Annotated in this window: 23 protein-coding genes and 1 pseudogene; 1 reads left to right on the top strand and 23 read right to left on the bottom strand. The window is 41.8% G+C overall.

Annotated elements, in window-relative coordinates; genetic code table 11:
- Positions 1-71 precede the first annotated feature (71 nt).
- The 8 genes from C233_RS0110390 to C233_RS0110355 all read right to left on the bottom strand — a co-directional run bounded on the left by C233_RS0110390 (position 72) and on the right by C233_RS0110355 (position 3,167).
- Positions 72-461 (bottom strand): hypothetical protein, encoded by a 390-nt coding sequence (locus C233_RS0110390; protein ID WP_018667531.1) that lies wholly within the window; start codon positions 459-461, stop codon positions 72-74.
- A gap of 2 nt (positions 462-463) precedes the next feature.
- Entirely contained in the window at positions 464-658 is a 195-nt protein-coding gene (locus tag C233_RS24120; RefSeq protein WP_026314827.1) for a hypothetical protein, read from the bottom strand.
- 169 nt (positions 659-827) lie between these two features.
- Entirely contained in the window at positions 828-1,151 is a 324-nt protein-coding gene (locus C233_RS0110380) for a hypothetical protein (protein WP_018667529.1), read from the bottom strand.
- A 2-nt stretch (positions 1,152-1,153) separates the two neighbouring features.
- Complete coding sequence (locus tag C233_RS22585; protein ID WP_025069164.1) at positions 1,154-1,435, bottom strand: hypothetical protein; 282 nt, start codon at positions 1,433-1,435, stop codon at positions 1,154-1,156.
- 4 nt (positions 1,436-1,439) lie between these two features.
- Positions 1,440-1,853 (bottom strand): hypothetical protein, encoded by a 414-nt coding sequence (locus C233_RS0110370; protein ID WP_018667527.1) that lies wholly within the window; start codon positions 1,851-1,853, stop codon positions 1,440-1,442.
- 2 nt (positions 1,854-1,855) lie between these two features.
- On the bottom strand, positions 1,856-2,344 hold the full coding sequence (locus tag C233_RS0110365; RefSeq protein WP_018667526.1) for a hypothetical protein: 489 nt from the start codon (positions 2,342-2,344) through the stop codon (positions 1,856-1,858).
- Between the two features lie 17 nt (positions 2,345-2,361).
- Positions 2,362-2,781, bottom strand: coding sequence for a hypothetical protein (locus C233_RS0110360; RefSeq protein WP_018667525.1), 420 nt, complete (start codon positions 2,779-2,781; stop codon positions 2,362-2,364).
- Positions 2,782-2,783: 2 nt separating this feature from the next.
- Positions 2,784-3,167 carry a DUF551 domain-containing protein gene (locus C233_RS0110355; protein WP_025069163.1) on the bottom strand — a complete coding sequence of 128 codons (384 nt, stop codon included), beginning with the start codon at positions 3,165-3,167 and terminating at the stop codon, positions 2,784-2,786.
- Between the two features lie 129 nt (positions 3,168-3,296).
- Here C233_RS0110355 and C233_RS0110350 point away from each other — a divergent pair, with 129 nt between their 5' ends.
- The gene (locus C233_RS0110350) at positions 3,297-3,500 is read left to right on the top strand and encodes a hypothetical protein (protein WP_025069162.1); all 204 of its coding nucleotides are present in this window, start codon (positions 3,297-3,299) and stop codon (positions 3,498-3,500) included.
- Here the strand turns inward: C233_RS0110350 and C233_RS0110345 are convergent.
- The 15 genes and pseudogenes from C233_RS0110345 to C233_RS24520 all read right to left on the bottom strand — a co-directional run.
- Positions 3,497-3,682, bottom strand: coding sequence for a hypothetical protein (locus C233_RS0110345; protein ID WP_018667522.1), 186 nt, complete (start codon positions 3,680-3,682; stop codon positions 3,497-3,499). The genes C233_RS0110350 and C233_RS0110345 overlap by 4 nt on opposite strands.
- 137 nt (positions 3,683-3,819) lie before the next feature.
- Positions 3,820-4,482, bottom strand: coding sequence for a DNA methyltransferase (locus C233_RS0110335; protein WP_018667520.1), 663 nt, complete (start codon positions 4,480-4,482; stop codon positions 3,820-3,822).
- A gap of 25 nt (positions 4,483-4,507) precedes the next feature.
- Positions 4,508-5,248, bottom strand: coding sequence for a DNA cytosine methyltransferase (locus C233_RS0110330; RefSeq protein WP_025069161.1), 741 nt, complete (start codon positions 5,246-5,248; stop codon positions 4,508-4,510).
- Positions 5,249-5,343: 95 nt separating this feature from the next.
- On the bottom strand, positions 5,344-5,973 hold the full coding sequence (locus C233_RS0110325; protein ID WP_018667518.1) for a hypothetical protein: 630 nt from the start codon (positions 5,971-5,973) through the stop codon (positions 5,344-5,346).
- Positions 5,963-6,136: a hypothetical protein gene (locus C233_RS24115; protein ID WP_018667517.1), complete on the bottom strand. Its 174-nt coding sequence runs from the start codon at positions 6,134-6,136 to the stop codon at positions 5,963-5,965. The genes C233_RS0110325 and C233_RS24115 overlap by 11 nt, the downstream gene beginning before the upstream one ends.
- Before the next feature lie 171 nt (positions 6,137-6,307).
- On the bottom strand, positions 6,308-7,663 hold the full coding sequence (locus C233_RS0110315; RefSeq protein WP_018667516.1) for a replicative DNA helicase: 1,356 nt from the start codon (positions 7,661-7,663) through the stop codon (positions 6,308-6,310).
- Positions 7,653-8,177 carry a hypothetical protein gene (locus tag C233_RS24820; RefSeq protein ID WP_244149066.1) on the bottom strand — a complete coding sequence of 175 codons (525 nt, stop codon included), beginning with the start codon at positions 8,175-8,177 and terminating at the stop codon, positions 7,653-7,655. Before C233_RS24820 ends, C233_RS0110315 begins: the two co-directional genes overlap by 11 nt.
- A 419-nt stretch (positions 8,178-8,596) precedes the next feature.
- Positions 8,597-8,950: a VRR-NUC domain-containing protein gene (locus tag C233_RS0110300; RefSeq protein WP_018667514.1), complete on the bottom strand. Its 354-nt coding sequence runs from the start codon at positions 8,948-8,950 to the stop codon at positions 8,597-8,599.
- A gap of 178 nt (positions 8,951-9,128) precedes the next feature.
- Positions 9,129-9,293, bottom strand: a complete 165-nt coding sequence (locus tag C233_RS24110) for a hypothetical protein (RefSeq protein WP_018667512.1) — start codon at positions 9,291-9,293, stop codon at positions 9,129-9,131.
- Positions 9,294-9,606: 313 nt separating this feature from the next.
- On the bottom strand, positions 9,607-10,005 hold the full coding sequence (locus C233_RS0110285; protein ID WP_018667511.1) for a DUF4494 family protein: 399 nt from the start codon (positions 10,003-10,005) through the stop codon (positions 9,607-9,609).
- A gap of 26 nt (positions 10,006-10,031) precedes the next feature.
- A complete protein-coding gene (locus C233_RS0110280; protein ID WP_018667510.1) occupies positions 10,032-10,466 on the bottom strand; it encodes a single-stranded DNA-binding protein in 435 nt (144 codons plus the stop codon).
- Positions 10,459-11,232 (bottom strand): hypothetical protein, encoded by a 774-nt coding sequence (locus tag C233_RS0110275; RefSeq protein ID WP_018667509.1) that lies wholly within the window; start codon positions 11,230-11,232, stop codon positions 10,459-10,461. The genes C233_RS0110280 and C233_RS0110275 overlap by 8 nt, the downstream gene beginning before the upstream one ends.
- Entirely contained in the window at positions 11,219-12,154 is a 936-nt protein-coding gene (locus C233_RS0110270; RefSeq protein ID WP_025069160.1) for an ATP-binding protein, read from the bottom strand. The genes C233_RS0110275 and C233_RS0110270 overlap by 14 nt, the downstream gene beginning before the upstream one ends.
- 35 nt (positions 12,155-12,189) lie before the next feature.
- On the bottom strand, positions 12,190-12,426 hold the full coding sequence (locus C233_RS0110265; RefSeq protein ID WP_018667507.1) for a hypothetical protein: 237 nt from the start codon (positions 12,424-12,426) through the stop codon (positions 12,190-12,192).
- Positions 12,427-12,538: 112 nt separating this feature from the next.
- Positions 12,539-12,943: pseudogene (locus C233_RS24520) on the bottom strand (hypothetical protein); the annotation flags it as partial.

The following is a 12,943-nucleotide window of genomic DNA, read 5'->3' as shown; positions in this document are numbered from 1 at the left end:
CTTCTTATAGCATTGTCCGCTGTATGGGCTGTAATGCTTGCACCGTTTCCGGTATTCGTTTCTATTCATGGCTATATAAGTTTTAATGCTCCCTGTATTCCAGCTTCCAATGCTTCCTCGTAATCATCCCATACTCCGCCATCGTTAGGCCCTTTACAATCATCATCATCTATCCATGTCCCATTATTCGCTTTCACAATAACGTAGCCATAACCACAAGCATTGCGGTATATTTCAATATGCAGGTTCTTGGTTTCCCGTAGCCACTTCTGGGCTATATATAATGTTGGACACAAAAATTCAACTAATTCGCCATTTCTTTCTGTACAGCATGACATGTTTTGCGGACGGTCGTATTTTCTAATAATCTTATCGCAATCTATCGTGCGTTCACACTTCCAATCAAAGCCTTTCTCTTTCAGCAGCTTCGCCGTTTCAAGCGTTACAAATTCTTCTTTCATGGTTATTTCTCCTCCTTCTCTATTTTTACTTTTCCACGGTTGATGAATACTTCACAGCCAAGTGCATCACATAGTCGTTCTTCTACGATAGGGCTGCATACATTTTTATAAAGTGAACATTCTTTGCAGGGAAATATCATTCTATCTAAACCTTCATGCAGCACTCCGTCTATTATTATTCCATTCTTTACTTCCATATCTAACAATTTTATTTTTCTTACAAAACCTTATTGAATATCTCACCGCCTTCCGTATGTCTTCGTACTCATTTATGCTATATACGTTATATGTACGGAGCTTTTTCATAATCATTTCTTCCATAAAAGGAAGTATCTCTTTCTCAAACCTGCTCATTTCCTATGTGTTTTACGGTTCTTGTTCGTTCAACATGATTTCATCTCCTTTTCTTTTAAGGCTTATATCAATTGACAACCTATCAGCAATTTCCTCCTTAATTATCTCCCTGCATAAATTCCTTATCATAGAGTAATCACCATGTCTTTGTATCTCGTTGGAAACCATACAACGAACCCACCTCTCTATATCAACGTCGTTTCCGTAGGTGTTATGAAAGATACGTTTGACTTCTTCTTTCACGATTGGAATCATAATTTCCTTTATATCCTCTTTAGTCAACTTTAGTTCGTTGTGGATATAGTTCTTTACTTCTCTGTATCTATATTTACCCATAATCAACCTCCATTATTCATAAATCTATTCATCCAGTCTATAGCCTCTTCTATTGATTCAACGTATCTGTATTCTCTTGTTACACAACGTTGCATATATTCAAAACATATTCTTCCGTAATCGTCAAAATAGATGTTATACGCTCCGTAGTCATTTGCTCCAGTACATGGAATCCCAATCTCCAAAGCTTTTTGAACGTCTTCTGCATTGCAAGACATATAAGCATGAACTACATCACTACAATATACTCCTTCTAATCCTCTTAATTCTACTATTCGTTCCATATCATTACTTGTTTGTTTCTAAATGTCCGTTTTCAATCACCCAACACAACATCTGATAGGCTGCATTCATAATATCCGGACTATACTTCGTGCTTAGAATAGTACGGGTGTAAGAATCCATGTACACGAAATACCACAAGTCAGCAGCAGGATATATATGCAGCATACATATATTGATAGAGGGCGGTAACCTCTGTATGATGTCCTGCAAGGTATAAGTAGGAAGTGTTTCATACGACATAAACCCGCAAGTTTGAAACTCCTTCTGTAAACTCAAAAACCATTTACCTTTCGATTTATCATCAATACGGCTTCCATGTGATACCCTTTTCCAGTACATACTTGCATCACCCGTATCTAATCCAAGCTCCTGCAAGTGCTTCATTTGTTCGATTGATAATACTTGTTTTGATTTCATAATTATTCCTCCCTTTCTTCTCCCACAATGTCTTTAATCAAATGATTTTTCCAACCCCGAATGAATCCCTTCTCATCAATATCCATAATGATGTAGTCGCCATATCCTCTATCTTTAGGGCACATTATTTCAGGAACATAACCGCCATATTCGTAAACGGTATTGCCGTTGGAATCTTTAATGTCACATGAGAATTCGTCACAGACTTTGTAATGCACGCTTGCGGTGGTTCCTTCCTCCCAATTGATGATTTTCCCTTTCTCAATGTCTATAATCGGTTGCCACCGGTAATGGTTCGAATATATGGAATCAGTAGGTTTCTCTTTTATCTTAACGGCACAGGGCATAAGTGGCACGCCCTCTCCTTTGCTTTCGTGAAAATCAATATCTCTTTCCCCGTTCACCTCCGAATCTTCCCAGTAGCGAACCGCAGTGTTGACATACATGTATGTAGCGTCAACCTCAACTTGTTTGTAAGTTTTCATTTTCATAATTTATCTCCTTTCCCCTAACGCATAAGAAACAACACGGCAGCTACAGCCCAACCGGACAAAGCCATCATGTAAAATATGAATTTTGTATAACTAATCCATTTAGCTTTCCGATTGAGGTTGTTTATCGCTTCTTTTAAGCCCCCGAACCGTTCTTCAATATTCCACATCACATTTTCTTTGATGATTTTCCTGAATCTCACCCGTACATTCTCTGGAATGTAGAACCTATCATCTTTATAAAAGAAAGATGTATCGCAATCAATACGACAGCAATCATTATAGTCTCTTCCAGCATTTATCTTGATTGTTATATCTGCCACGCCTTTTTCTTTCCATAGGTCAATGGCACGTTTTTCGATTTGTTTCTCATTGAGATTGGCAAGGTCTGCAAGCTTATTATACTCGTATTCTTCTAACTGTACAATCTTTCTCATATTTAATCTCCTTTCTCCTTAATCCGTTCCAGTACATCCTTGTTGGCTTCGAGTATCTCATCGAAAGAGGGGATAGGCATCCAAAAAAGAACTCCTCCATCGTATGTTGTTAAGTCTTCACCTGTATAAAACTTACCTCCACAGTAAAACAGGACACGATATTTATAGCACCCACCTGCCACAAATACCCAACCTGTATTTTCCGGCAACCGTTCTTCAACGCTTATCCACGGCGATTGCCTGGCATGCCATTCAGCACCACTTTTAAACCCAAGAGCAATCATTCCCTTAATTGCAGAAATACTATTCGGAACTCCATTTGTTCCGAATGAATCAATTACTGATTTTGTAAATCCTTTTGCTGCTTCCTCCAATGTCTGTTTCATAAATATTTCGATTAGGAGGGCACGCATCCGTAAGGATAAAATTGTCACATTTTAAACTTTGTCATAAGGAATGGATTACGTGCCCGATTTTTATTACTTTTGTTGTGTCACATTTTAAATTTTAATGCTATGCAACAAAGAATTTTAACTTTCTCCCGACGTTTTAACGTCATTGATTCCTATGGAATGAATTTGGATGATGTAACCGAGCAACTGAATGAAAAGGGATGGAATGTCAAACAGATTGTCTCTACGACATTTAATCATCAAATAGGGAAAGACGGGCAGCCTTATCCTGTATTTGTCATTTCGTTGCTTGTAGAGAAAGACTAAAGGTTGTATTCGACCTTTTGCTTCTCTTTATACATTTTCCATTGTCGGAACTCTTGAAGCTCCGACAATGCTTCATTAGAGCCTTTAACAAAAGCGTAAACTAATGGAATTTCATCCAATGTAAACCCAGCTTGCTTTACTAAGCACAGCCTTAATTTTTCATCTTTTCTTCTTTTAAACATAAGCTAATCTTTCTTTTTAGATTTAACCTTTATCGGATTGTTTTTTGTTCCAGTACCGAACCACTCCAGGCGATAGCCGTGTATCCGGAGCCAGTACTTAAATGCGCCAATACTTTGTATCATACTAATTTTGCTTTTCAAAATAAACTTGTCTGCACCAAAGTTCCTTTCCCGGTTTTTGTCTCACCGAAACATTCCCGGCGGAAACGTTCTTCCTGGGATTCAAAATATTCCTTGTCTATCTCTGTGGCATAGAAATCAAATCCCAGCTTATAGGCAGCTATCCTGCTGCTCCCGCTTCCCAAATGGGTATCGAGAATCCTATCGCCTTTCTTGGCATACCAACCCAGTATTTCAGCATACAACTTGACCGGCTTCTGGCATCTGTGGATATTGCCGCCATACTCGCCTATCGTACATCTGTTCAGGGTAATTATTCTCAGGGCTTTGTCGAAGCTCGTCCACGCCAGTTCACCGTCACTCATTGTCAACCCGTGCTGTCCCTTATCCCAGACTATCCAGCCCATCTTGGGAGATAAATGCCTGATGAAATAATTGCCGCCGAAAATCACCTGATTTTTGCTAACCCGGAACAGCTCCTTAAAATACCCGCTGCCGGGCGGTTTTCTGTCCCAGTCCTTGCGTTCGTACTGTTTGAACCCGAGATGCTTGGGCATTCCGCCCTTGTGCATGATGTCTATTCCGTATTGAGGGTCTACAATAGCCAAACCAAAGAACTTGTCCGGGATAGACTGCATATACGTCATGCAGTCAATGTTATATACTTCGCTTATCGGCATAGTTTAATATTTTTCCGTTTTTATACTACTTCAATTCACTGTCAAATATTTTAATACACTCGAACAGGTATTTTGCCACAGTTGGATTAACAGCATTCCCTATAGCGCCAACTCTGTGTGTCCAATTGGAAAACCCATCATCATTTCTAACAATGCTATGCGCTGGGATTTCAAGAATCCTTTTTGCGCAAGAATATCCGACACTCGTATCTGATGCCCACTGTTTAAATATCGAATCAAAGTTCCCATGTTTGCGTATGTTGCTTTGCAGTCCGATTTTGTCGGAGTAGGCAATAAGATAAAGTCTTTCCCTTTTGTGTGGGTATCCAAAAGCGTAGTTTGATATACATTGCCATTCCGCATCATACCCGATTTTGGAAAAGTCGCATAACACTTGTTCGAGACCGGAAATAACGAGAGCTGGCGAGTTTTCAACGATGACGTACTTAGGTCTAATTTCCCGTATAATTCTGTGCATTTCACTCCACAACCCTGAGCGTTTCCCTTTAATACCCTCACGTTTTCCGGCAACGCTGATGTCTTGACACGGAAATCCTCCACTAATGATGTCCACATATCGGAGTCCTGCCGTTTTTGTAATATCTGTAAATCTCTCTGCATGAGGAAATCTTGTTTTTAATATTTCACCTTGAAATTTTTCAATCTCACAATTCCACAAAGTCTCAATTCCCGCCATTTCAGCCCCTAACTCAAAGCCGCCGATACCGCTGAACAGAGAACCGTGCGTTAGTTCGTTTTTCTTCATTGTCATATATTCAAAACCACTCTTCATCCGCTCCGACCTCTACCGACAGCCAGTCCATGAGGAGAGTTATAAGGTTATAAATCAGTTTCATCTCACTAAACTTTTATCGCATTGGCAATATTATCCGCATCCGACAGCTTGCTTGTCAATACATTGAATGCCGCCCACCGCTCTGCGTTCATATTGACCGTTTTGCTGATTTTCAAACTGTCGGAAGCAAGGTTCATCATCCTTGCCAAATTAGCCAGTTTCAGGTAGTCCAGCGTAAAGCCCTTAAACCGTGTGTCCTTCTTCCGGAGCTCATCGACTCCTATGTCAAACTGGATGCAGGCGTAGTCGCACAACGTCCTTGCCAGTTCAAACCTTGCAAGCTCTGCGGAATGCGCTATGCCGTTGTTATCAAGCACCTGCTTGAACTGCCAGTACAGCATCTCCACATGCTTGTTCACTTCTTCCGTGTACTTGTCGTTGCATTCGGCGAAGAACCCGCTGCGGTCTGTGCCGATAACCCTGTTTACGGTACGCTCGTATTCCTTTCTTGCCTTGTCGGCGTCATTCAGGTACCGTTTGAACGCATGTCTGTAATAAGGCGTGCGTTTCATCGCATGCAGGCACTCGATAACCTGCCCGCAACAGATGTCATTAGTGAACAGTATGTTGTAAGTGCACAAGACTACAAGGCTCTCATACTTGCTGATTATCCTGGTTGCCGTATCAGTAGTCATTGCCTTTTGCTTCTGTTTTGTCCGTACTCCTGTTCCTGCTCTCTTTGGCAAGCCCGTCAATCATCCGCTGGTATTTCCTTGCCACTAACGGGCAGCGTATGCGCAGTGCATCGTCACGCTGCCGCTCCAATTGTTCGATTTTCTTTTCAAGTTCTGTATCCATAAATTATTTTTTCTTAAAATTCTCACATATCCTTCCGTACCTGTCACATGCGCATACCCTATGACCTTTAGCCTTACAGAGGCATGAGTTTCCGATAAAGTCTTTGGCGTATGAGCATTGGTGGCAGTGGACGGGGGAGAGGGGTTCTTTTTTCTTTGCCATTATACTCTGTTAGAAAGGCTGTTCCTCTTGGATGGATTCATTCATGTTACCGATTGGCACATAATCCAAATCATAGAATCTGGTTGTCAATGCGTCAAAACCGCATATAAATTTCAGTAATCCGATATTACGCCCTTTGGCAATATCAATCATAGCAGTACCTTTCGTGCTTACATTCTTAAACTCATCCGGATAAGGCTTATCTTTTACTTCCGGCCTATATATGAGAATAACCACATCGGCAGCTTCCGCTATCTGTCCACTATCTCTAAGTCGTGCAAGAGTGGGAACCGGATTAAGGTTATCCCTGTTTAATTGGGAAAGAGCGATAATCCATATATCCAAATCTTTTGCAAGGTTCTTCAACCGCCTTGCCACATCACCCATCTGCTGCTCCTTATTAGCTCCTTTCATATTGACATTCAATATTTGCAGATAGTCAATCACGGCACCGTCAATATCATGCTTTATCTTCATGTAACGGATAGAGGATATGATTGTGTCTATGTTTGATGTGCTCCGGTCGTCAAAATATATGCTTTTCCCCGCGATATTTCCAACCCCCTTGTCAATGGCTTGTATCTGTGAATCGGTGAGCCTCGAATACATGATTTGATTGGCTGGTACTCCACTTTCCATAGAGAGAATACGAGCCGCAATTTGCTCTTTTTTCATCTCCATTGAATACATGGCTATCCTTGCACCCGAAAGGCTCGCATTGCGCATCATAGACACTGCAAGGCTCGTTTTTCCTTGAGAGGTTTCACCTGCAACAATTATCAAGTCAGACTTCTGCAATCCTCCGGATTTGGCGTCTATCTTCTCAAATCCTGTCGGAGTTCCGGTAAGCGGCTTACTTCCGGATAGGTTATCATTAATCATTTTGTACACATTTTCAATTCCTTCATTTATTGAGGAAACGGTCGTGCTGCTTGATTTGAACAATGAAGCCATGTCGTCATTGACTTTTTTTGCAACATCTTCAATGTCTTCCGCTTCAGTATATGAGTTGGAAACAAGATATTGCCCTATAGAGTAAAACATTCTTCGGATATGTAGGTCTTGGAGCCTTGAAGCGTATTGATACAAATCGAAAGTATGGCATGATACAATCTTCATGTACTCAACTATATCGAATTTCACTCCGTTTTCTTCCAGCTTACCCTTTACGAAAACAAGGTCAGCTCTATTCCCCGATGATACAACCTGCAGTACCGCCTTGTATATTTCCGCATGGAAATGGTTATAGAAGCATTCTTCGGTTAGAATATCCCTTACTTGCTCTATTGCGTCACGTTCTGCGATAATAGTGCCGAGAACGATTTTCTCTGCTTCCTCGTCACGTAATTGTACATTAACTTCCATACTCTTTCTTTGCCCAATTTAATACCGTCCTGTATAGGTTGGTATATCGTTTACGTAAATCTTTCCGGTTCTCTATCTGCTCGATAATGTCGGCTATCTGTTTACCCGTATATTTTTCTTTGAGTTTTAGGAACTCGGTTTCCGTGATTTGAGTAGAAAAGTTTTTAGGGTTACTACAGAAAGGCGCTTTCCGTTTCAACCAATCATTGAATTTAATAAAATCCGGATTTAAAGAAGCGGATGAAGAAGCCTCGGCTTCTTTCTTATCTCCGTTAGGAGATTCTTTATTATTATCTTCTCCTTTCTTAGTATTTGTGTCACCCGTGTGTCGTTTTTTAGACGGCTGTGTCACTTGTTGTGTCAAAAGGTGTGTCACTTGCGACTGTAATTTATTGATTTGCATTAATATAGATGTGTCAAATGTTGTGTCGTTTGGTGTGTCACTGCTGTTATATTCATCATATTTGCAAAGGGTTATCATGGTAACGCCTTGTGTGTCGTCAGTAGTAATCATACCTTCGCTTTTAAGGTGTGCCAAAAATGTTCTTACCTTTCTTTCCGTCCATCTCCACCGTCTTGATAAAAAACGTATGGAAGCTGGATATTGCCCACGATTACAGACCACTTCTCGACCTCCGATACTCACCTTTCGGGACGTTGCCTCAAATCGTGCAGACTGTATCAAGTCCAACCACGCTTCGCAACCGCTAAAAGTCCGGGCTTCATTCCACAATTCATTCGAGAAGAACTTGCGGCTTAGTTTTATAAATCCATCCATCGTAAATCAATCTTTGTTAGAAAGGGATAAACGTTTTCTTTCCATATACAAATGCAAAATGTTTATCTCTCCGCTCCTGGGACATTTTGGTATATGTTCTATCTCTTTGACAACTTCTTTGATTGAGGGAACTTTAAAGCTATCCTTTGCCATTGTCATACATCTTTCAAATAATCGTTTACAACTTTTATAAACTCATCAAGTGACCGGACAACGACATATTTAGCGCCAATACTTTCAAACTCCTTCTGATATTCTTTCTGATGTTCAGATTGCCTGCCAGTCTTTATCTTCAATTCTATTCCACAAAATGGATAGAACTTGTTGGGGATAAGGAGAATTAAATCGGGGAATCCAGCCCGAACGCCCATTTGCTTGAATTTTGCGGCTTCAATGGCGTTGCGCTTTCCTCCGTTGGGAACACAAGCAAGCCGTTTCTTCCATTTAGGATATTTCAAGTCCCAATATTTAATTATAGATTTTTGGAGATTATCTTCTAAATGTCTCATATATACTTTATTTTAAGTTCCACATCCACCGGTTTGTCTCTCATCGTGGAGAAAGCATCAAGTATCCTTTCTTTAGTCAACTGGATAGGTCGGGTTATTATCTCACTTCTTATACGCTCTAACGGTATCTTCTTCCCATCATAGGTAACAAGAACCGCAGAGGTTATTACGTAAGGCTTCATGTCTTGTAGGATTTATTTACCTGCCTTGCAATCTTCTTGCCCAGCTTGCTAAGTACTTCACACTGTTTGCTGTCACCACCGATATTGTGGATGTCGTGTTTACGGTCTATCACAAGCTTATGAATGATTGCAAGTTCGGATTTGGTTATTGTAAGTTTCATGATAAGTTATATTTAGTGGGGAGCTCCGAATCGAACAGAGCACGTTGTTTTGCTGGATGGTAGATGATAATAAACTAATGAATAACTAATACTAATTGGCAATCAAAAAGAATAACCGTCCAATACGTTCAACGCTACCATATTCCCCGTTTGCCCGCCATATCTTCACAGACCGGGCAGGCAGGTTAACAAATTGCTTCCGGATAGGTGGTCAAACCACACCGGGAAGAGTAGTTAACAATTAGCTAAAGTATAAATCACTTAACCCGAACCTTTCACGGGGCTTCTGCGTGAGCAGAGGGCGTTTGGTTAATTATATCAAGTCTAATATCTTTGTCTTGGCTATGGCATCCAACTTCATGTCTTGAAGCCCTTGCTTCATGTATTCCGCTGCCTTTTTGTTGGCATCGTCCATGTCTTTTGCAGCTATTAGAACATAATACTTGTTCTCTTTTTCTTTGCCGTTGTCGTCTACGAAAATCTCAACGAGAGTAACCTTATAGAAGAACTCATCTTCCTGCTTTTCATTGACAATCTCACGTATCTTGCTTCGGCTGATTGCGAAAACATCACAATCGCCGTTATACAGTTCATTGCCTTTTAATTCTACATGCCCGAAAAGTTCATCATCGGTAATGTAATGTTCGGTGACTTCCTTTTCATCGCCTTTCTCGTTAACTTTGTTTACTTTAAGCTTAAATTCGTACAGCATGATATTATATGTTTATAGGTTACACATCAGAACGGAAGGTCGTCACCAACATTTTGCATTGGTGGAAAATCGCTTTGTTGTGGCGCGTCGCTCTCTGTTATGGCAGGTCTTGAGGACGAACTTTCAGACCGACCTCCCAAAACAATGTCATAAGCAAGTATGTCTGTTATATACCGCTTGATTCCGTCTTTCTCATATTCCCGGTAACTGATAGTGCCGAACACTGTTACCTTATCCCCTTTGTGGATATACTTTTCTGCAATATCGGCAATGCCACGCCATGCGACAATATTATGCCAGCTCGTTTTCTCTGGCACATCTGTTCCGTCCTGCTTTTTATAACCTCCCGTAGAAGTTGCAACGCTGAATGTGGAAACCTTTACGCCGTTATCAAGCGTCCTTGTTTCGGGGTCTTTGCCTACGTTACCTATAATAAGGCACTGATTGACACTTTTACTCATTATTTTCTCCTCCAAATATCTTTTTATCGGTTATAAGTTCTCTGTTTTCTTCCAAGAACCGGATAAACTCCTCACAATGATTAGTAAGAATAGGAATATCACGCTCCGGATTGAAAACGTATGTTTCCGTATAGGTATCTACCACATAACCGCCTTTGTTGAACTCTACAATGTTATACTCAAACGTCCGCACATCCGAACCGTTCTGCATCAAAGCGTAAGGGTAAACCAAATGTTGATGGTGGTCTTTGAACTTCCCTACGGTATAACTTCCGGTTGTTTTGATGTCGTGGACGCTGGTAGGCATCAGTTCGTCAATTACTCCATAAGCTAAAACATTACCGTATGCAGTAGGCAGGATTGCTTCTACTCTTTGCTGGGTTAACGCACCTTTGAAGTAGTTAGAGAACTCGGTACATAATGACACAGGGAACGTAAATATCCGATTGTTATAGGTGGCACGATACCACATTTTCCCACTATCATCTGTTATGCGTTCTACCTCTATATCGTTCGGTTTGCGGTTTTCAATCAAAGCGTCTACAAGTTCATTAAAACAAGTACCCTTGTCGGCTACTTCACTATCGAACGGCTTGCGGTTAATCCGGTCTATCAGTTCTTGAAACTGTTGTTCGTGAAACTCTTCGGGGCTATGGGGTGGCTGTTCTGACCACCCCCAATATTTATCCCAAATCACATCACTATTCAGATATCCCCAAAAGGAATCGAGAATAGTGGCGTAAAATTTGTACTTAGGCTGCTGCATCTGAATAAGTTTTGGTTTTCTTGTCAAATACCAACCCCAAAGCCTTTACCTTTGCTTCAAACAGGCTTCTCGCCATCATCAAGGAACTGCCGATGTGTTCAAACTCGTTGATGTGGGCGACAAACTCGTTGGCTGAGTTGGCATCGGTAATAAGCTCGATGTTCTCTTTGATTTCAGCAATGACCTTTTCATACTTCTCGGCTTCGGCCTTCTTGGCAGCCAGCATGGCAAGATATGGTTTGATTACCTTGGCTGTTATGAAATCATTTTTTGCCGTGGGGTTGCCATTTGCATCCAAAATGGTGGGCACTTCCATAATGGAGGGGAGATTACAGGTGTTCTTGCCGTCGTTGCGGTTGGTGGGGTCGAAAGTGATTGTGCATTTCACCCGCCCGTTCTCGTTTCTGGCCTCCATGTAGCCAAGCAAATCGAGCTCAGTGACAATGGAGTTGTAGGATTTCTCGCGTAAGGCTGGGATAAACACGGTGTCGTCGCCTTCCTTCCGTGTATCGCGGTGGGCGACGAAGATAATGTTTTTGTTGAGGTTGGAAAGGTTCCTCACCAGTCCGCTGAACTCCTGATTGATGCCACCCCAGTCTCTTATCTGTGGCTGACGTGTGCCGCACTTATAGGATATGATGAAATCCATCATCTTTCCTATGGTATCGACTACGATTGTTTGGTAAGCTGACAAATCTTCCTGCAACACCTGCTGGACTTCGCTCCATGAGGTTATCTGTACTATGTCTACGCCATCCAAGTGAGACATGTTTACACGCTTGACGCCATTGTCAAAATCCAGCAATAGCGGTTTGGGGGCACTCAATGCGGTGGTTGTCTTACGCATACCGGCTTGGCCGTACAACATCATCTTGATGGTCGTGGGTATGCTTAATTCGTTCGGTTTTTTAATAAGACTCATAATTGTAAATATTAAAGGTTGGTTTAACTTTATTTTTAGCAACGTCTTGAAATTCCCTGACTGATACAAAGTGCTGTCCTTTCGTCTTCGAGCTCATCGGGGGTATAATCATACTGATTATCGTTAAGCTCTGTGCGCAACTCCTCGATGTCTTCCTCTATGAGCTGTATAACTTCTTCCTTTGAGGAGTATCCATGCCTGGGAAGGTATTCCAGCTCGCAAGACCTTACATCATTCAACTCCTTATACAATTCTTCAAGTTCATTCTCCATTACATCATATTTTAAACCGCCCGTACCAGGTTAAAGCGAGACGGTGCGCACTTCGTTCCGCTCACGGCTTTTGGTACGGTAATAGCGCTACCTTTGCTGCGGTTGAGATGAATTATTGTTCTACTTCCACTGCTTCACCATTTATTAAAGCATAGAATGTGTCCTCTTTGATTGACTTCCCGTCTACCTTGAACGCTTTGACTGAGATGATAGGATAAGTGTTCCCGTTCCATTCCCCGCGTTCGGTAAGTACAATCCAGCATCCTAACGCCCCCTTTGCCTTACAATCCTTTCCGGCAGCAAGAGCGATACATTCTTTACCGGTAGCCGATGCAGCACCATAGTTGCCGGTAGCCGATGCAGCACCACGGTCGCCGGTAGCCGATGCAGCACCACAGTCGCCGGTAGCCGATGCAGCACCATAGTCGCCGGTAGCCGATGCAGCACCACAGTCGCCGGTAGCCGATGCAGCACCACGGTTGCCGGAAGCCGATGCAGCACCACGGTTGCCGGTAGC

This window comes from Bacteroides gallinarum DSM 18171 = JCM 13658 (assembly GCF_000374365.1).
Classification (GTDB): Bacteria; Bacteroidota; Bacteroidia; order Bacteroidales; family Bacteroidaceae; genus Bacteroides; species Bacteroides gallinarum.
Note: the sequence above shows the minus strand (reverse complement) of the source record. Positions and strands in the feature narration are given on the sequence as shown.